This window comes from Buttiauxella cochleicola, assembly GCF_021282435.1.
Lineage (GTDB): Bacteria > Pseudomonadota > Gammaproteobacteria > Enterobacterales > Enterobacteriaceae > Buttiauxella > Buttiauxella massiliensis.
Genome location: NZ_JAJSOT010000001.1, coordinates 1,230,271 through 1,248,040, shown reverse-complemented (window position 1 = coordinate 1,248,040; position 17,770 = coordinate 1,230,271). Strand labels below are relative to the sequence as shown.

Here is a 17,770-nt window from a genome sequence, read left to right as displayed (position 1 = left end):
TAGTTTTATTATAAAACCTCCCGCCGGGATTGAGTAGTTTTCCTTCATCTCACCGTTTTGCGAGCGGCCCGGAAGGCGGTGTCAGTTTTTTCTGCCAAACTGAATGCGGCACTTTTGTGCAATAACATCTTGAGGATGAAGAGATGAATAAAAAAACGATCGCGGCATTACTGGCAATGGCTTACTTCGCTCCTGCGTTGGCTCAAGCCGAAACAGAACCACAGGGTTACCAGCTTCAACAGGTTTTACTAATGAGTCGTCATAATCTGCGTGCGCCTCTTGCCAATAATGGCAGCGTACTGGAACAGTCGACGGCGCAATCATGGCCGGAGTGGGATGTGCCAGGTGGCCAACTCACCACCAAAGGTGGTGTGTTGGAAGTGTATATGGGCCATTATTTGCGTGAATGGTTTGCGGAGCAGGGGTTGGTGACCAGCGGTGAATGCCCAACGCCACAAAGCATTTATGCCTACGCGAACAGTTTGCAACGCACCGTTGCCACAGCACAGTTCTTTATCACTGGTGCGTTCCCTGGTTGTGATGTGCCTGTCCATCACCAGGAGAAAATGGGTACGATGGACCCAACGTTTAATCCGGTGATCACCAATGGTTCACCTGAGTTTCAACAAGCAGCTGTGAAGGCGATGGAAACCCAGCGCGAGCAATACAAACTGGGCGACAGCTATCAGTTGCTTGAGCAGATAGTTGCTTTTAAAGACTCACCAAGCTGTAAAGAAAAGCAGCAGTGCGATCTCACGGCGGAAAAAGATAAATTCACTGCTAATGCCACAGAGGAGCCGGGAGTGAGCGGCCCACTAAAAGTGGGGAACTCGCTGGTCGATGCGTTCACATTGCAATATTACGAAGGGTTCCCACTGGATCAAGTTGCCTGGGGGCAAATCAAAACGGATCAGCAGTGGAAAGTGTTATCGCAGCTGAAAAATGGCTATCAGGATACATTATTCACCTCACCACAGGTTGCTCAGAATGTGGCGGCACCGCTGATTAAATATATTCAGAAAGCGTTGGCGGGCAGTAATAATAAAGGGCCAAAAATCACTTTGCTGGTGGGGCATGACTCCAATATTGCATCGCTTTTGACGGCATTGGATTTCAAACCTTATCAGTTGCCTGAACAGTATGAACGCACGCCAATTGGCGGGAAAATTATGTTCCAGCGCTGGCATGATGCGAATAACAATCGTGAATTGATGAAGGTGGAATACGTTTATCAAAGCGCGGAACAACTGCGTAAAGCTGATGTGCTAAGTCTACAACAGCCACCGCAGCGGGTTACGCTTCAGCTTAATGGTTGTCCAACTGATGCTAATGGTTTTTGTCCGCGGGATAAATTTACGCAAGTATTGGCGCAGAGCGTGAAGTAAGTGACTGTCTCCCCCGCCTGATGCGGGGGAGGTCGGTGCAGACTAAACGTTTCTGCGTTCTATAGTCTGTTCGCCCCAAAATAGCGAATCTTTATCTGTTTTTTCAAATGCCAACGCCAGTACCTCATCGTTGCCATCTTCCCAAATTTTCTCCGCCATTTTTTCGTCGTATTTAGCCACTTCAAAAATAGCCTCAGCGATTTCAGGAGAGGTGTTACGTAAACTCGCCCATTCACCTACGTGATGAACTTTTGATTGTTGATTCTGCATGTACTCCTCCAGAATTATTTAACCATGTAGTTTAACGGCAAGGCCCGCTACGTGTTCACCTTGATAGCGAGCAATGGAAAGCTCTTCCTGGCTTGGCTGACGCGAACCATCAGCTCCGGCAATTGTTGTTGCACCGTACGGCGTCCCGCCGCGAACCTGAGAGACATCAAACAATTCTTGCGCAGCATAGCCGATGGGAACAATGACCATCCCGTGGTGAGCAAGAGTTGTCCAGGTTGAGGAGATTGTGTGTTCCTGGCCACCGCCGGTGCCTGTCGAGCTAAATACGCTGGCAAGTTTGCCGTGCAAAACGCCCGATGCCCATAAGCCGCCAGTTTGATCGAGGAATGTGCGCATCTGACCGGCCATGTTGCCAAAGCGAGTGGGAGTGCCAAAAATAATAGCGTCATAATCGGCAAGCTCTTGCGGTGTGGCTTGCGGGGTATTTTGCGTCTTCCCCCCGGCTTTTAAGAAAGCTTCACCTGACATGGTTTCCGGGACTCGCTTCACCGTCACTTCCACGCCATCTACTTTCTGTGCACCCTCTGCCACAGCACGTGCCATGGTTTCGATGTGTCCGTACATTGAGTAATAAAGCACCAGAACTTTAGCCATTTCGCTTCACTCCTACTGTGACGCAGCGAGTTGCTGCACTCCTCTAAAGATATGTGCTGTGGCCCAGAGTGCAACCTGGAGAGCTGTTTCCTTGATTTTGCACAAGAGGGGGCCTATTTCCGTAAAATTACGTCACATTTTCATTAGGTGACTATTTCATTAAAAATAAGAAAGTCTTATGGATTAAGCGGCAAAGAAATCACCCATTTTGGCGATTACATGTTGCAAGATATTACGGTTAACTGGTCAATTGCCCTGACTGCACTAAGCTTAGTTCCACGTAGCGGTACTTAAGCTGCGCGGTGAAAGAATCTTCTTTGACTGAATGCAATATGATGACTTAACTATTTCACCAATCCGGAGGTTAGAAATGGCAAACCATCGTGGTGGTTCAGGTAATTTCGCTGAAGACCGTGAAAGAGCATCAGAAGCAGGTCGTAAAGGTGGCCAGCATAGTGGCGGGAATTTCAAGAATGACCCGCAGCGCGCCTCAGAAGCAGGCCAAAAAGGGGGCAAAAATAGTCACGGCAAAGGCAGTAGTAAGTAGTCACTCGCCAGACTAACCCCAACCGCCGGTTTTTACCGGCGGTTTTATTTTGACTCCCCCATTGCATGGCTCTGCACCTCATCGCACACTATCCGGCTTGCTTATCTCGTCCAGGTCATGTCATGTCTGCCTTACTTCGTCGTTATCAACTATCCGTCAAACCTCAAGAAGCGATTCTGATCCTCATCACCATGTTCTGGGGTGGGACTTTCCTTGCTGTACAATATGCGATGACCATGAGCGGGCCATTCTTTTTTGTTGGTTTACGTTTCGCGACGGCCGCGTTAGCCGTTGGGTTGCTGTCAATAAAATCGCTGCGTGGCCTGACCTGGCTTGAAGTGAAGGCCGGTGTATTTATCGGGATTTCTATTGCCATCGGTTACAGCATGCAAACCTGGGGTTTGCAGACTATTCCCAGCAGTAAATCAGCGTTTATCACGGCGATGTATGTCCCGCTGGTGCCTGTGCTGCAATGGATATGCCTTGGTAAAATGCCGGGGGTGATGTCCTGGGTGGGTGTGGTGCTGGCATTTATTGGCTTGGTCTTCCTTGCCGGGCCGGAAAATACCTCACTCACACTCGGCGCGGGCGAAATTATCACGCTGATAAGCGCTCTGGCGATTGCCGCAGAAATTATCCTCATCAGCGCCTGGGCGGGCAAAGTGGATATTAAGCGTGTCACCATTGTCCAGCTCGCTACCGCCTCGATTGTGGCTTTTGCCACCATGATACCTGCCGGGGAAAGCGTGCCATCGTTTACCCCCGGTTTGCTGGTGATTGCATTAGGGCTAGGCATTTTCAGCGCCATTATTCAGGTGACGATGAACTGGGCGCAACGCAGCGTTTCACCAACCCGTGCTACGGTAATTTACACTGGCGAGCCGGTGTGGGCAGGGATTTTCGGGCGTATAGCCGGGGAACGCTTACCTGTGTTAGCTCTGCTTGGCGGCGCGTTAATTGTGTTGGGCGTTCTGGTAAGTGAGTTGAAGCTTAAACGTAAGAAGAAAGAAACATCATTATCAGCTTTGTAGGGTAGCGCCATCCACCCACTCCAGCAATTGTGCCGGATGACGCTTCGCTTATCCGGCCTACGGAATGACGGTACTTTGGCCTATAACAACCGGGCGTCGGCTCAGAATAGCGTTCAATATAATCGCGCCGAACGTTGCCGTGCCAATGCCGCCAAGCGTGAAGCCACCCAGTGTTAAGGCGAAATCCCCCGCGCCTAAAACCAGGGTTACCGCCACCATAATCAGGTTGCCGTTCTGGCTTAAATCAACATTGTGTTGCACCCAAATGCGTGCGCCTGCCACGGCAATCAAACCAAACACCACAATAGAGGCCCCGCCGATAACCGGGGCAGGAATGGTATGAATCAAGGCGCCAAATTTAGGTGAAAATCCCAAAAGCATCGCGATCCCGGATGCCGCCACAAATACCAACGTTGAATAGACTTTGGTTACTGCCATCACGCCGATATTCTCGGCATAGGTCGTGACACCGCTGCCGCCAACGGAACCTGAAAGCATCGTTGCAAGTCCATCGCCAACAAAGGCTTTGCCGATGTACGGGTCCATATTTTTGCCCGTCATCCCGGCGACGGCTTTCAGGTGCCCAAGGTTTTCAGCCACCAGAATCACCGCAACGGGGGCAATCAACATCATCGCCTGCGCGTTAAATGTCGGGGAAGTGATTTGCGGAATGCCAAACCAGGCGGCTGAACTTAGCAGGGCGAAATCGACCGGTTTGCCAAAGCCAAACCCATTCGCCAGAACCGCATAAATGGCGCAGGCGAGAATCAAGCCAATGAGAATCAGCAAGCGTTGAATCATGCCGCGGGTAAACACTGCGACCAGCCCGATACACAACACCGTCATGACTGCCATCCAGCTATCAAAACTGCTGGCTGAAACGCCGCGCACCGCAATTGGCGCGAGATTAAGGCCGATCGCCATCACCACCGCACCGGTCACGACTGGTGGCATTAAACGCTCAATCCAGGCTGTTCCAGCTTTCATCACCACAAAACCAATCAGCGTATATACCAGGCCGCAGGCGATAATTCCGCCGAGCGCTACGCTCAAATGCGGGTTCAGCCCTTGCCCGTTAAAACCAGTAACGGCTATCACCACACCAACAAACGCAGCACTTGAGCCTAAATAACTCGGCACCCGTCCGCCAGTCACGATAAAGAACAGCAATGTCCCAATACCCGACATCAATATCGACAGATTCGGGTCAAGCCCCATCAGTAGCGGCATCAGCACCGTGGCGCCAAACATCGCTACCGCATGTTGCACCCCCATCACCAGCGTCTGGCCCAGCGGCAGCGTTTCGTCCGGAGCCACCACACCACCTTCTACCGCAGTTTTTTTACGCCATTGTGGAAACCAGGTATTCGCCATATTCATCTCCAGCAGATATCGTGTCGGCTAACAGGCAGGCCGCATCAGTTGATGGTAGCCACGGTCAAACCACACCAGGCCATGGGTATCGTCGTTACGTTCAAGGGCGACTAATTCACAAAATAAAATGTCATGTGTACCTACACTGACGACCTGGCTAATGCGGCAGTCGAACGATACGAGTGCGCCTTCCAGTTGCGGGCAGCCGGTTACACCGTGCCGCCAGCGGGCAGCTGAAAAGCGTTCGCTCATCGCCGTCTTCCCACCAAATAAATTCGAAAGATCTTCATGCCCGGCCGCCAGCGTGTTGACGCACAGCGCCTGATTGCGGCTAAAAATTGGCCACACGGAAGCGCTACGATTCAGGCAAACCAGCAATGTTGGTGGCTCATCCGTTACGCTACATACCGCCGAGGCGGTAAACCCAGCACGTCCGGCAGGACCATCGGTGGTGACAATATTCACCGCAGCGCCAAGGCATGACATCGCATCGCGAAAGGCTTGTTTTTCGATCATCTTTAACTCCTCAGGCGAGAATACATGCTTCTTCAAACGCTAAACGTGGCAAGCGTGAATGGGTTTTCGCCGGATCACCGTAGCCAATATTAACCAGCAAATTACTTTTCCAGCCGCTTGTACCAAAAAACTCGGCATCCACTTTTTCTGGGTCAAAGCCGGACATTGGTCCGGTATCTAAACCGAGTGCCCGGCAGGTAGAAATCAGATACGCCGCTTGCATCGAGCTGTTGCGAAAGGCGGTCTCCTGCGCCAGTTCCGGGCTTGAGGTAAACCAGGCGCGGGCATCGGCGTAAGGGAACAATTTGGGTAGTTGCTCAAAGAATACCGGGTCCCAGGCCACAATCGCGGTAACCGGGGCGGTCATGGTTTTCTCGACATTGCCCGCAGAAAGAGTGGGTTTCAGGCGCGCTTTCGCTTCAGTACTGCGCACAAACAAAAAGCGGGCAGGCGAACAGTTGGCTGATGTTGGGCCAAGGCGTAGCAGGTTATAAATCTCAGCAATTTGTTCATCACTCACTGGTTTATCCAGCCAGACGCTATGGGTATGCGCGCCAGTAAATAAGGTTTCCAGCGCTTCGGAAGTAATAGCATGACTCATACAATTTCCTTGTGATAAGCAGGTTCGGTTTCCAGCAAACTCAGTAGTCGCTGGTTAAAATCACTGGCCGCGGTGACGTTGCAGGCGTGCCCGCCCCACGGCATGATTTCAAGCTGGCTGTCAGGTAGTGCATCATGCAGTTCTTCAGAGCAACTCCACGGCACCAGCAGATCGTCACGGGAACAAATCACCACCACCGGTTGGTGGATGCGGGCGGCGGTGGCGTGAAAGTCAGCGGCCTTTAACGCATTCAGGCGGCGAGTGAGATTCTCCTGCCCTTGAAAGTGCGCGTTATGCATCGCTTCTTCGGCTTCAAGGCGCGGCTGGTTGGCGGCCATCCAGTCTGCCGGGTAGAGAAACAGCGGTTGCGCCTGCAAATAAGCAGCGGGGCCGCTAGCTTGCAACAGCGTTTCACGTACCGCAAAGCAGCGCCGGGTATGGGCGTTGAGCTGCAACCAGCCGTTGATTATCGCCAGCTTGTCGATGGCTGCGGGATAATCCAGCGCCAGCTGCATTGCGACCAGGCCACCCAGGGCGTGTCCAAGCACGCTGTAATGCGTGATGCCCTGTTGCAGCATGGCGGTGTGAATTTCCTGCGCCATATCAGACAGGCAATAATCATTGGGCAGCGGTTGCTTATTCACACCGGTGCCGCGCTGGTCATAAACCACCAGTTGATAATGTTCAGCCAGTGCCGCACGTTGTGGCAGCCAGTAGCTGCCCATGCCACCGATCCCGGCTATTAGCAGCAAGACCGGGGCGTTGGGGAAGGGCGCTTGAGTCAGCTCAATCTGCATAAGCTATTTCCCGATGTGCGCGATGCTTGCGATTTCGACCAACGCATCCGGTTTGACCAGACCACACTGAATGCAGAACCGTGCAGGCTTATCACCTGGGAAAAACTCGGCATACACTTCGTTGATGGCGGCGTAGTTTGTCCAGTCGGTAATAAAAATCTGATTAAAGGTCACGTCATCCATGGTGCCACCTGCGGTTTCAATCACCGACTTAATGGTTTCCAGCACATGGCGCGTCTGGGCTTTAGCGTCGCCGACATACACCACATTGTTTTGTTTATCGAACGGCAACGTACCGGAGACATACACTACGCCATCGGCGAGGGTGCCTGGCACAAACGGAGCGATAGGCGTTGTGGTTCCTGGCGGAATGATTACGGATTTCGGCATGGGTTATTCCTTATCAGGCAATGCGGGCGAAAGATTGTGGCTGCAACGCCTGGCAAAATGTGCCGACGTCGCTTACCCAACCAAAGAAGGTTTCGATATTGAATAAGGCAGCTTGCTGCACAAAAGCAGGCCCGGCCTGATGGGTGGCATCGGTAAGCACCACGCCGAAATACTCAAGGAAAAACCCGTCGCGCAGCGTCGACTCCACGCAGACGTTAGTCGCAATGCCGGTAAACACCAGGTGGCGAATACCGCGCGAACGCAAGATGCTGTCGAGTTGCGTGTTAAAGAAGCCGCTGTAACGTGGCTTGGGCAAAACGATGTCACCTGCCTGTGGCACCAGTTCGTCCACCAGTTGGTAGTCCCAACCGCCTTTTGCCAATAGCGTGCCCTGTAATTCCGGCTGCTTGCGCATGGTTTTCAATGCATTGGATTTATGGAAGTTTGGCGAGCCTGGACCGCCTGCTTCGACGTAATCGCTATCCCAACCGTTCTGGAACCAGACGATCAACATCCCCGCTTCACGCGCAGCGGCAACGGCGGTTTTAATGTTTTCGATAACCGGCTTAGTTGCCGAAACATCAAACCCGGCAAGATCGAGATAGCCACCTTTGCTTGCATAAGCGTTTTGCATATCCACGACAATCAGTGCCGTTTGTTCAGGTGCGAAAGTAATGGCTTCCGGGCGAGCATCCAGGGTGATGTTTTTCATTACGCCACCTCGCGGGTTGATGGGGAAAGGTACGCGCGTGATTGCATCAGCGGCTGGATTTTTTCGCCAAAGGCTTCAATGCCACTCAGGAAATCATCAAAGGTAAGCAGTACACCTTCAGCGCCCGGCACGGTAGCCACTTCATCCAGCAAGCGGGCGACGGTGGCATAAGAGCCAACCAGGGTGCCCATATTGATATTCACCGCTGAGGTTGGGTCGGCCATTTGCCGCACGTTGGTATTAGTGCCCGAACGGGTGTCTTTCTGGCTTTGCTCGGTTAGCCACGCCAGGGCTTCTTCGTCGGCCCCGGCTTTGTAGTGCTCCCATTTCGCGCGAGCGGCTTCGTCGCTTTCATCGGCGATGATCATAAACAGCACGTAAGAGCCGACATCGCGCCCGGTTTTCTCAGCCGCTTCCATCATGCGTGCGGCAGTGGGGGCAAACGCGGTTGGCGTGTTAACACCTTTGCCAAAGCAGAAGTTGTAGTCGGCGTATTCTGCGGAGAACGCCATGCCCGCGTCGCTTTGCCCGGCACAGATCATTTTCACTGGTTGGGCAGGGCGCGGGCTTAAGCGGCAGTCGTTCATGGTGAAGAACTCGCCTTTTAAATCACTTTGCCCGGTTCCCCATAAATCGCGCAGCACGGTGGCGTATTCAGACAGGTAGTCATAGCGGCGAGCGAAATATTCGTCCCCTGGCCAGATCCCCATTTGCTCGTATTCTGGTTTTTGCCAACCGGTCACCAGATTGACGCCAAAACGCCCCGGCGCGATGGAGTCAATGGTTGATGCCATGCGGGCCACAATGGCGGGCGGTAAAGTCAGCGTGGCGGCAGTGGCGTAGATCTGAATTTTGGTGGTCACCGCGGCAAGGCCCGCCATCAGGCTGAAAGACTCCAGGTTGTGATCCCAGAATTCTGTTTTTCCGCCAAAGCCACGCAGCTTGATCATCGAGAGGGCAAAGTCGAAATCGTAGTATTCCGCTTTTTGCACAATCGCTTTATTGAGCTCAAAAGTGGGCATGTATTGCGGCGCAGTCGTGGAGATTAACCAGCCGTTGTTACCGATAGGAATGAATACGCCAATTTTCATCGCAAGCCTCTCATCACAGGTGGTATACCCATCATCCTTCAAGCCGCAGTGGCGTTGGCTGCAAACGCTCGCCCCAGTCACTTACTCAAGTAAGCTCCTGGGGACAATCGTCCTTGGTGCCTTGCTGCAACTCGAATGCTAATGGGTAAAGATTTGTCATTTCAGTCTTTGCAAACCTGATGCCAGGTTAAGAAAGCCATTTGTTATCAGTGTGTTGTTTATTGGTTGCTGTTTATGGGTGATTGAAACCAGACTGTTTGGTCAAAACTGGTGCACAAAAAACAGGCGTTCGTGCGCGTTCAGGGTGCATACAACGCGCACTTCTGACGTGGTCTTTGCTATGCTGTCGGGCAAAACAGAACGATGAGAGGGCGCATGGCACAAGGTGCGGCAGCAACGAAAGAAACCGGACGGCGTTCCAAAGCGGTAGCGGCGAAAAAGCAGGCTATTCTGGCGGCAGGACTGGAGTTCTTCTCCCAATATGGCATTCACGGCACCAGCATCGAACAGGTAGCTGAGCGTGCGGAAGTGTCAAAAACAAACCTTCTCTATTATTACCCTTCTAAAGAAGCGCTCTATATTGCAGTGCTTAAGCAGATCCTTGATATCTGGCTTGCCCCTTTGCGTGCGTTTCGTGAGGATTTACAGCCGCTGGTAGCGATAGGCGAATACATCCGGCTGAAACTGGAAGTTTCCCGCGATTACCCGCAGGCTTCGCGGCTGTTCTGCCTTGAAATGCTACAAGGCGCTCCGCTGCTGAAAGAAGAGTTGAGCGGAGATTTGAAAACGCTGGTTGATGATAAATCCGCAATCATTGCCGGTTGGGTTGAAAGCGGAAAACTGGCGGCGGTCGATCCGCATCATTTGATCTTTATGCTATGGGCAACCACTCAGCATTACGCTGATTTCGCAAGCCAGGTTGAAGCAGTGGCGGGCAGCAATCTACAGGACGAGGCGTTTTTCCGCCGCACGGTGGAAAACGTGCAGCGAATGATTATTGAAGGAATTCGAGTGCGTTAGTTTTGTTGTGGATGGAAGACACAACTGACATCCCCTTCTTCGCATTGCAGCGTGCTTTTTAGCAGTTCAGTGCGTTCGCGGGTTTTATCCGTCATGCATTGCGCGTGAACCATCGGTGCGACGGATGCGCCGTCAGCACCAGACGTTAAGAATGCACAGTCGGCGTCGCGAAATGCAATCCACGCATTTTGCGCCGCTTTGAGCTGGGTTTTCTGGGTGTCCGTGGCGAGTTTCATCGCCTCTTTGTAAGTCTGATTAAGTAAATCATCCTGCTTTTTATATTCGTTACTGGCGCACTCGTTAAGCCCGGCTTGTGAAGTTGCCGAGTCGCAACTATCGGCCAGCGCATTGGCGCTCAACAACAACCCCGTTATCAGTAAACAAACGCGTTTCATCATTATTCCTCGAAGAAAAGGCTCCCAAAAAGGAGCCTTTTTAGCGTAGTGAAAACTTAGCCGATTGTCATCAAACTGGCGTTACCACCTGCTGCCGCAGTATTCACGCTCAGTGAGCGTTCAACGTATAAACGCTCCAGCAACAGGTTAGTTTCACCGCGTGCGAAGCCTTGCACCGAAACAATGGCCCCATCCCGCGCCGCTACCTGTTCACACAATGCGCGTAACTGGTCGGAATCACCGTGGTAAATCACCGCATCAAACGGCTGGCTCAGCAACGAATCTTCTTTCGCGAAATCGATATGCTTCTGTACCAGATCCGGTAGCGCTTTCGCCAGTTCGCGATGGAGTTTGTCATCAGCCCATAGCGCACGGCTGCCCACGCTCGTCACTGCTGCTAGTTGCACCAGTACGTCTTGCTCATTATCTGCGATACACAACACTCGCTCGCGCGGCATAAGGGCGTAGGTGTTACGTTCACCCGTTGGCCCCGGTAACTGGCGTAACGTGCCGCTTTGTGCCAGTTGCGCGAAGCGTGCGCAGATAGCAGGCAATTCGCCTTTTTTTACCGCCCATTGTGCGAAAGCCTGATGAGCTTCCTGAAGGCTGGCTTTAAGCGTGGAATCTACCGGTAGCTCAGCATCCTGGCGGTTAAAGGTAGTTTGCAGCGCGTTGTCCGGGCGGTTTGCCAGCAGGCGATACAGATACAGTGGGCCACCGGCTTTCGGGCCGGTGCCCGATAAACCTTCGCCACCAAATGGCTGCACACCGACGACCGCGCCAACCATATTGCGGTTGACGTACATATTACCGACGTGTGCGGAACCTGTAACTTGGGCAATGGTTTCGTCAATACGCGTATGTACGCCAAGCGTCAGACCGTATCCCGCCGCATTGATTTGGTTAATCAGCGTTTCCAGGTTGTTGCGGTTATAACGCACCACATGCAGCACCGGGCCAAACACCTCTTTTTGCATCTCATCGAAGCTTTCCAGCTCAATCAATGTAGGTGCGACGAAAGTACCGCTCTGCCACTCTTTCGCATCCACGCTGTTTTCACGAGCCGCCTGGAATACTTTGCGGCCTTTGCTGCGCAGCGTTTGAATATGCTTCTCGATATTCTCTTTGGCTTCTGCGTCGATAACCGGGCCGATGTCTGTGGTTAAGCGACCAGGGTTGCCCATACGGCATTCCGCCATCGCACCGCGCAGCATTTGCAGCGTATGCTCGGCGACATCTTCCTGGATACACAACACGCGCAGTGCGGAACAACGCTGGCCTGCGCTATCAAAGGCCGAGGCCAGCACATCAACCACCACTTGTTCGGTAAGCGCTGAAGAATCGACGATCATTGCGTTCAGACCACCGGTTTCTGCAATCAGCGGCGTCGGGCGACCTTGTGGATCAAGACGGTCGGCGATATTGCGTTGCAGCAAAGTAGCCACTTCGGTGGAACCAGTAAACATCACGCCACGCACACGGGCATCGCCTGTTAACTGTGCGCCCACGGTTTCACCACGGCCTGGCAGAAGTTGCAGCACGCCCGCAGGTACACCGGCTTCCAGCAGAATATTGATACCGAGGGCGGCAATCAGCGGGGTTTGCTCAGCCGGTTTTGCCAGCACACTGTTACCGGCTGCGAGGGCTGCAGCAATTTGCCCGGTAAAGATAGCCAGAGGGAAGTTCCACGGGCTGATGCAAACGACCGGGCCGAGCGGGCGGTGTGTTTCGTTATCGAAATCATCGCGTACCTGGCCTGCGTAGTAGTGCAGGAAATCCACGGCTTCACGCACTTCGGCAATGGCGTTGCTAAAGGTTTTACCGGCTTCACGCACCAGAACGCCAATCAGCTTCTGCATCTGGCCTTCCATCATCACGGCCGCTCGCTCAAGAATCGCGGCGCGTTCTTGTGGCGGGGTGGCGAACCAGATTGGTGCATTGTTAACGGCACTCACGAGTGCTTGTGAAACCTCTTCGCGCGTGGCTTCACGCGTATAACCAACGACATCTGTCGGTTCCGCTGGGTTTTTCACTGCCACCATATCGCCTGGTGCGACGGCATTCTCCAGAATCGGCAGCGCCTGCCATTTTTGCGCCGCACTGTTAAGCAGGGCAGAGGAGAGGGAGGCGAGGCGATGTTCGTTCGCCAGGTCCAGGCCGCTGGAGTTGGTGCGGTTCGGGCCGTAAAGCTCTTTCGGTACAGCGATTTTTGGATGTGGCAGACCGAGTTGGCCTTCTTTAACCGCGATAGCTTCAATGGCGGTAACCGGGTCGGCAACCAATTCATCTAGCGGCAAGGTGTTGTCGGCAATACGGTTAACAAACGAGGTGTTCGCGCCATTTTCCAACAGGCGGCGCACCAGGTACGCCAGTAGCGTTTCATGGGTACCAACAGGTGCATAAATACGGCAAGGGCGGTTCAGTTTGCCATCGGCAATTTTGCCCACCACTTGATCGTAAAGTGGTTCACCCATGCCGTGCAGGCACTGGAATTCATACTGGCCCGGATAGTAGTTCTGCCCGGCCAGGTTGTAGATTGCTGCCAGCGTATGGGCGTTGTGTGTCGCAAACTGCGGGTAAATCAGGTTGGGTACTGCCAGCAGTTTTTTCGCGCAGGCCAGATAAGAGATGTCGGTGTAAACCTTGCGGGTATAAACCGGGTAGCCTTCCAGCCCATCCATCTGGGCACGTTTGATTTCACTGTCCCAGTACGCGCCTTTCACCAGACGAATCATCAGGCGGCGACGGCTGCGGGTGGCGAGATCCACCAGGTAATCAATCACAAACGGACAGCGTTTTTGGTACGCCTGAATCACAAAACCAATACCGTTCCAGCCGGCCAACTCAGGTTCGAAGCAGAGTTTTTCCAGCAGATCGAGTGAGATCTCCAGGCGATCGGCCTCTTCGGCGTCAATGTTGATGCCGACATCATACTGGCGGGCCAGCAACGTCAGGAATTTCAAACGCGGGTACAACTCTTCCATTACGCGATCGTACTGCGCGCGGCTATAGCGCGGATGCAGTGCGGAAAGCTTGATGGAAATGCCAGGGCCTTCGTAAATGCCACGCCCATTAGAGGCCTTACCAATCGCGTGAATCGCTTGCTGATAAGAAACCATGTAAGCCTGTGCATCGGCTTCGGTCAGTGCTGCTTCACCCAACATATCGTAGGAGTAGCGGAAACCTTTATCTTCCAGTTTGCGGGCATTAGCTAACGCTTCGGAAATGGTTTCACCGGTCACAAACTGCTCGCCCATCAGGCGCATCGCCATATCCACACCTTTGCGGATTAATGGCTCACCGCTTTTCCCGATGATGCGGTTCAGGGATGTCGACAGACTAGCCTCGTTGTGTGTGGACACCAGTTTGCCGGTAAACAGTAGACCCCAGGTGGCAGCGTTCACAAACAGTGATGGGCTACGGCCAATATGCGAGTGCCAGTTGCCGTTGCTGATTTTGTCGCGGATTAACGCATCGCGCGTGGCTTTGTCCGGGATGCGCAATAACGCTTCAGCCAGACACATCAACGCCACACCTTCTTGTGAGGAAAGTGAGAATTCTTGCAGCAAACCTTGTACCATGCCCGCCCGGCCTGATGCGCTCTTCTGATTACGAAGCTTTTCAGCGAGTTGGTACGCCAGTTTGTGAGTTTTTTCTGCAATATTCACTGGCAAACGTGCCTGTTCCAGAATCATCGGCACCGCATCGGTTTCCGGTCGGCGCCAGGCTGCGGTAATAGCTGCGCGAGTAACGGACTGAGGAAGAATTTGTTCTGCAAAATCAAGGAATGGCTGATGTGTTTCTTCAATATGCGGGGCAGATTCTTCGCTTTCATTCGCGGCACCTGCCAGCATGGCCGGAAGTTCTGGCAGTTCATCGTTATTTTCCAGGCGTTCGAGATAATTAAAAATCGCCTGTTTAATTAGCCAGTGTGGTGTGCGGTCAATACGTGAAGCGGCGTCTTTAATGCGCTCGCGGGTCGCGTCGTCCAGTTTTACGCCCATGGTGGTGGCCATGCCAGTAACTCCCATACCCGTTATTACTCGGGTAAATATTGAAGGGTTGATAAAAGTTATCGGGCAATATCTATCATGTTGCAACTTTGTGCAACCTTGTTAAATGTGAGCCAGATAGCAAGCTGGGAAATAGATTGAATTGTTAAATCTGGAATTAGAAAACAAGCGGGCTAATTATTCGCAGACAGGGTGAATTTACTGACAGAGTTAACACTTTCTAAGGGTGCAACCGTGAAAAGCGTGAGCGAGTGCAACCTGGTGGAAAAAGCTATTTTTTGTACGGTGAATTTATTGTGAATAGTGTGTTAAAACGCTTGTGAATAAAAAATACTAACCCCCCTAAATAATTCAAGTTGCAGGAAGGCGGCCAGGCCGTATGTCTCCAGGAGCATAGTTAACTATGTGACTGGAGCGCGCGGATGCAGCCAACGCATCTGCGGCTTGAAGGATGACGGGGGAAAAAATCTGGAGAACTTGCATGAACATGAGTACACCAATGCTGGTGACCTTCTTTATCTATATCTTTGGCATGATATTGATAGGGTTTATCGCCTGGCGTTCAACGAAAAACTTTGATGACTACATTCTGGGCGGTCGCAGCCTGGGTAGTGTGGTTACTGCATTATCAGCGGGCGCATCCGACATGAGCGGCTGGCTGCTGATGGGCCTACCGGGTGCCATCTTCCTTTCCGGTATTTCGGAAAGCTGGATTGCCATCGGCCTGACGGTTGGCGCATATATCAACTGGAAACTGGTCGCCGGACGCCTGCGTGTTCACACTGAGGTGAACAACAATGCGCTGACGCTGCCAGATTATTTCACCGGGCGTTTTGAAGATAAAAGCCGTGTGCTGCGTATTATCTCCGCGTTAGTGATTCTGCTGTTCTTCACCATCTATTGTGCATCTGGCATCGTGGCCGGGGCGCGTCTGTTCGAAAGCACCTTCGGCATGAGTTACGAAACCGCACTTTGGGCGGGTGCCGCGGCAACCATCATTTATACCTTTGTCGGTGGGTTCCTGGCAGTAAGCTGGACGGATACCGTACAGGCGAGTTTGATGATCTTTGCTCTGATCCTGACACCGGTAATGGTGGTTATTGCGGTTGGCGGATTTGACGATTCGATGGCGGTTATCAAGCAAAAAAGTATCGAAAATGTCGACATGCTGAAAGGTCTGAACTTCGTGGCGATTATTTCGCTAATGGGCTGGGGCCTGGGTTACTTCGGCCAGCCGCATATTCTTGCGCGCTTCATGGCGGCAGATTCGCATCACACAATTGTTAAAGCACGTCGCATTAGTATGACGTGGATGATTCTGTGCCTGGCGGGTGCGTGTGCTGTAGGCTTCTTTGGTATCGCTTATTTCAACAACAACCCGGCGCTTGCGGGTGCGGTCAATCAGAATAGCGAGCGTGTGTTCATTGAACTGGCGCAGCTTCTGTTCAACCCATGGATTGCCGGTATCTTGCTGTCGGCCATTCTGGCGGCGGTGATGTCCACTCTGAGCTGCCAGTTGCTGGTTTGTTCCAGTGCGATCACTGAAGATTTATATAAAGCCTTCTTCCGCCAGGACGCCGGGCAGAAAGAGTTGGTGTGGGTAGGGCGCTTTATGGTGCTGTTGGTCGCATTGATTGCTATCGCACTGGCGGCTAACCCTGAAAACCGTGTTCTTGGCCTGGTCAGTTACGCGTGGGCAGGCTTCGGTGCCGCGTTTGGCCCGGTTGTGCTGTTCTCGGTAATGTGGTCACGCATGACGCGTAATGGCGCGCTGGCAGGGATGATCATCGGTGCGCTGACTGTTATCGTCTGGAAACAGTTCGGTTGGTTGGGCCTGTATGAAATCATCCCAGGTTTCATCTTCGGCAGCATCGGTATTGTTGCAGTCAGCCTGCTTGGCAAAGCGCCAAGTGCAACCATGCAAAAACGCTTCGAACAAGCTGACGAAATTTATCACTCCGCACCACCGAGCAAATTACAACCTGAGTAATTCACAACATCCTCCGAAGGCCGCTTATCGCGGCCTTTTTTACAGCTGTACACAAATATACAAATTCTCTGCTTGTGTTTATTTTTGCGGTAATGATAATCACAATCGTTATGGTTTACTTTTCTTTACGCCATTTGACCTGAGTTCACAGTTGGGGTGTCAGTAATGTTTGTCCCGTTTCTCATTATGTTACGCGAAGGCCTGGAAGCCGCGCTGATTGTTAGCCTGATTGCCAGTTATCTGAAGCGTACTCAACGTGGCCAATGGATTGGCGTCATGTGGATTGGCGTTGTGGCGGCAGCTGCACTGTGCCTGGCGCTGGGTATCTTTATCAACGAAACCACTGGTGAATTCCCGCAAAAAGAGCAGGAGTTATTTGAAGGCATCGTGGCAGTCATCGCGGTCTTCATCCTGACGTGGATGGTGTTCTGGATGCGCAAAGTGTCGCGCAATGTGAAAGGGCAACTCGAGCAGAAAGTGGACGAAGCGCTGCACAGTAAAGGCAACCACGGTTGGGCGCTAATTTTAATGGTGTTCTTCGCTGTCGCCCGTGAAGGACTGGAGTCAGTATTCTTTCTGTTGGCAGCATTCCAGCAGGACGTGGGCATCATGCCACCACTCGGTGCGATGCTTGGCCTGGGCACCGCGATTGTGCTTGGTTTCTTACTTTACTGGGGCGGTATTCGTCTGAACCTGGCCGTGTTCTTCAAATGGACCAGCCTGTTTATTCTGCTGGTGGCCGCAGGGCTTGCAGCAGGTGCAGTACGTGCTTTCCACGAAGCGGGACTTTGGAATCACTTCCAGGATATCGCTTTTGACCTCAGTAATGTTCTTACCACTCATTCTCTGACCGGTACGCTGCTCGAAGGTATTTTCGGTTACCAGGAAGCGCCGAGCGTCAGCGAAGTGGCGATGTACTTTATCTACCTGATCCCCGTGCTGGTGCTGTTCTTTATGCCGCCTCGCTTGAGCGTTCAGGCAACAAATAACATTCGTTAGTTACAACATACTAATTTTGATAGG

At 52.5% G+C, this 17,770-nt stretch carries 17 protein-coding genes; 6 read left to right on the top strand and 11 right to left on the bottom strand.

Going from position 1 to position 17,770, the window contains the following annotated elements; translation table 11 throughout:
- The first annotated feature begins 143 nt into the window (after nucleotides 1-143).
- Complete coding sequence (gene agp / locus LVQ77_RS05760) at nucleotides 144-1,385, top strand: bifunctional glucose-1-phosphatase/inositol phosphatase (protein WP_232903909.1); 1,242 nt, start codon at nucleotides 144-146, stop codon at nucleotides 1,383-1,385.
- 42 nt (nucleotides 1,386-1,427) lie between these two features.
- Here the strand turns inward: agp and LVQ77_RS05755 are convergent, their stop codons facing one another.
- The gene (locus tag LVQ77_RS05755; RefSeq protein WP_064517714.1) at nucleotides 1,428-1,655 is read right to left on the bottom strand and encodes a YccJ family protein; all 228 of its coding nucleotides are present in this window, start codon (nucleotides 1,653-1,655) and stop codon (nucleotides 1,428-1,430) included.
- 18 nt (nucleotides 1,656-1,673) lie between these two features.
- Complete coding sequence (gene wrbA, locus LVQ77_RS05750) at nucleotides 1,674-2,270, bottom strand: NAD(P)H:quinone oxidoreductase (RefSeq protein WP_232903908.1); 597 nt, start codon at nucleotides 2,268-2,270, stop codon at nucleotides 1,674-1,676.
- A gap of 370 nt (nucleotides 2,271-2,640) precedes the next feature.
- Between wrbA and LVQ77_RS05745 the strand changes: the two genes are divergently transcribed.
- Together LVQ77_RS05745 and LVQ77_RS05740 are read left to right on the top strand one after the other, a co-directional pair.
- Complete coding sequence (locus LVQ77_RS05745; protein ID WP_034456279.1) at nucleotides 2,641-2,817, top strand: con-10 family general stress protein; 177 nt, start codon at nucleotides 2,641-2,643, stop codon at nucleotides 2,815-2,817.
- A 122-nt stretch (nucleotides 2,818-2,939) separates the two neighbouring features.
- On the top strand, nucleotides 2,940-3,848 hold the full coding sequence (locus LVQ77_RS05740; RefSeq protein ID WP_232903907.1) for a DMT family transporter: 909 nt from the start codon (nucleotides 2,940-2,942) through the stop codon (nucleotides 3,846-3,848).
- Nucleotides 3,849-3,905: 57 nt separating this feature from the next.
- Here LVQ77_RS05740 and rutG read toward each other — a convergent pair whose 3' ends face one another.
- Genes rutG through rutA form a run of 7 tightly spaced genes read right to left on the bottom strand, consistent with a single transcriptional unit; the run spans nucleotide 3,906 to nucleotide 9,329 of the window.
- Entirely contained in the window at nucleotides 3,906-5,222 is a 1,317-nt protein-coding gene (rutG, locus tag LVQ77_RS05735) for a pyrimidine utilization transport protein G (protein WP_232903906.1), read from the bottom strand.
- Between the two features lie 27 nt (nucleotides 5,223-5,249).
- Nucleotides 5,250-5,738: an NADH-dependent FMN reductase RutF gene (gene rutF, locus LVQ77_RS05730; protein WP_232903905.1), complete on the bottom strand. Its 489-nt coding sequence runs from the start codon at nucleotides 5,736-5,738 to the stop codon at nucleotides 5,250-5,252.
- A gap of 10 nt (nucleotides 5,739-5,748) precedes the next feature.
- Nucleotides 5,749-6,339 carry a malonic semialdehyde reductase gene (locus LVQ77_RS05725; RefSeq protein WP_232903904.1) on the bottom strand — a complete coding sequence of 197 codons (591 nt, stop codon included), beginning with the start codon at nucleotides 6,337-6,339 and terminating at the stop codon, nucleotides 5,749-5,751.
- Entirely contained in the window at nucleotides 6,336-7,136 is an 801-nt protein-coding gene (gene rutD, locus LVQ77_RS05720; RefSeq protein WP_255666816.1) for a pyrimidine utilization protein D, read from the bottom strand. Before rutD ends, LVQ77_RS05725 begins: the two co-directional genes overlap by 4 nt.
- A 3-nt stretch (nucleotides 7,137-7,139) precedes the next feature.
- Nucleotides 7,140-7,526, bottom strand: a complete 387-nt coding sequence (rutC, locus tag LVQ77_RS05715) for a pyrimidine utilization protein C (RefSeq protein WP_151992658.1) — start codon at nucleotides 7,524-7,526, stop codon at nucleotides 7,140-7,142.
- Between the two features lie 13 nt (nucleotides 7,527-7,539).
- Nucleotides 7,540-8,238 (bottom strand): pyrimidine utilization protein B, encoded by a 699-nt coding sequence (gene rutB / locus LVQ77_RS05710; protein ID WP_232903903.1) that lies wholly within the window; start codon nucleotides 8,236-8,238, stop codon nucleotides 7,540-7,542.
- Nucleotides 8,238-9,329, bottom strand: coding sequence for a pyrimidine utilization protein A (gene rutA / locus LVQ77_RS05705; protein WP_232903902.1), 1,092 nt, complete (start codon nucleotides 9,327-9,329; stop codon nucleotides 8,238-8,240). Before rutA ends, rutB begins: the two co-directional genes overlap by 1 nt.
- A 375-nt stretch (nucleotides 9,330-9,704) precedes the next feature.
- On the opposite strand from rutA, the gene rutR reads away from it, so the two are divergent.
- The gene (rutR, locus tag LVQ77_RS05700) at nucleotides 9,705-10,349 is read left to right on the top strand and encodes an HTH-type transcriptional regulator RutR (RefSeq protein ID WP_232903901.1); all 645 of its coding nucleotides are present in this window, start codon (nucleotides 9,705-9,707) and stop codon (nucleotides 10,347-10,349) included.
- Here rutR and LVQ77_RS05695 read toward each other — a convergent pair.
- Both LVQ77_RS05695 and putA read right to left on the bottom strand, forming a co-directional pair.
- The gene (locus tag LVQ77_RS05695) at nucleotides 10,346-10,744 is read right to left on the bottom strand and encodes a lysozyme inhibitor LprI family protein (protein ID WP_232903900.1); all 399 of its coding nucleotides are present in this window, start codon (nucleotides 10,742-10,744) and stop codon (nucleotides 10,346-10,348) included. The genes rutR and LVQ77_RS05695 overlap by 4 nt on opposite strands.
- Nucleotides 10,745-10,800: 56 nt before the next feature.
- Nucleotides 10,801-14,760: a trifunctional transcriptional regulator/proline dehydrogenase/L-glutamate gamma-semialdehyde dehydrogenase gene (putA, locus tag LVQ77_RS05690; protein ID WP_232903899.1), complete on the bottom strand. Its 3,960-nt coding sequence runs from the start codon at nucleotides 14,758-14,760 to the stop codon at nucleotides 10,801-10,803.
- 478 nt (nucleotides 14,761-15,238) lie between these two features.
- Here putA and putP point away from each other — a divergent pair, with 478 nt between their 5' ends.
- Both putP and efeU read left to right on the top strand, forming a co-directional pair.
- The gene (putP, locus tag LVQ77_RS05685) at nucleotides 15,239-16,747 is read left to right on the top strand and encodes a sodium/proline symporter PutP (RefSeq protein WP_232866530.1); all 1,509 of its coding nucleotides are present in this window, start codon (nucleotides 15,239-15,241) and stop codon (nucleotides 16,745-16,747) included.
- A 165-nt stretch (nucleotides 16,748-16,912) separates the two neighbouring features.
- Nucleotides 16,913-17,746 carry an iron uptake transporter permease EfeU gene (gene efeU / locus LVQ77_RS05680; RefSeq protein WP_232866528.1) on the top strand — a complete coding sequence of 278 codons (834 nt, stop codon included), beginning with the start codon at nucleotides 16,913-16,915 and terminating at the stop codon, nucleotides 17,744-17,746.
- Nucleotides 17,747-17,770 lie beyond the last annotated feature (24 nt).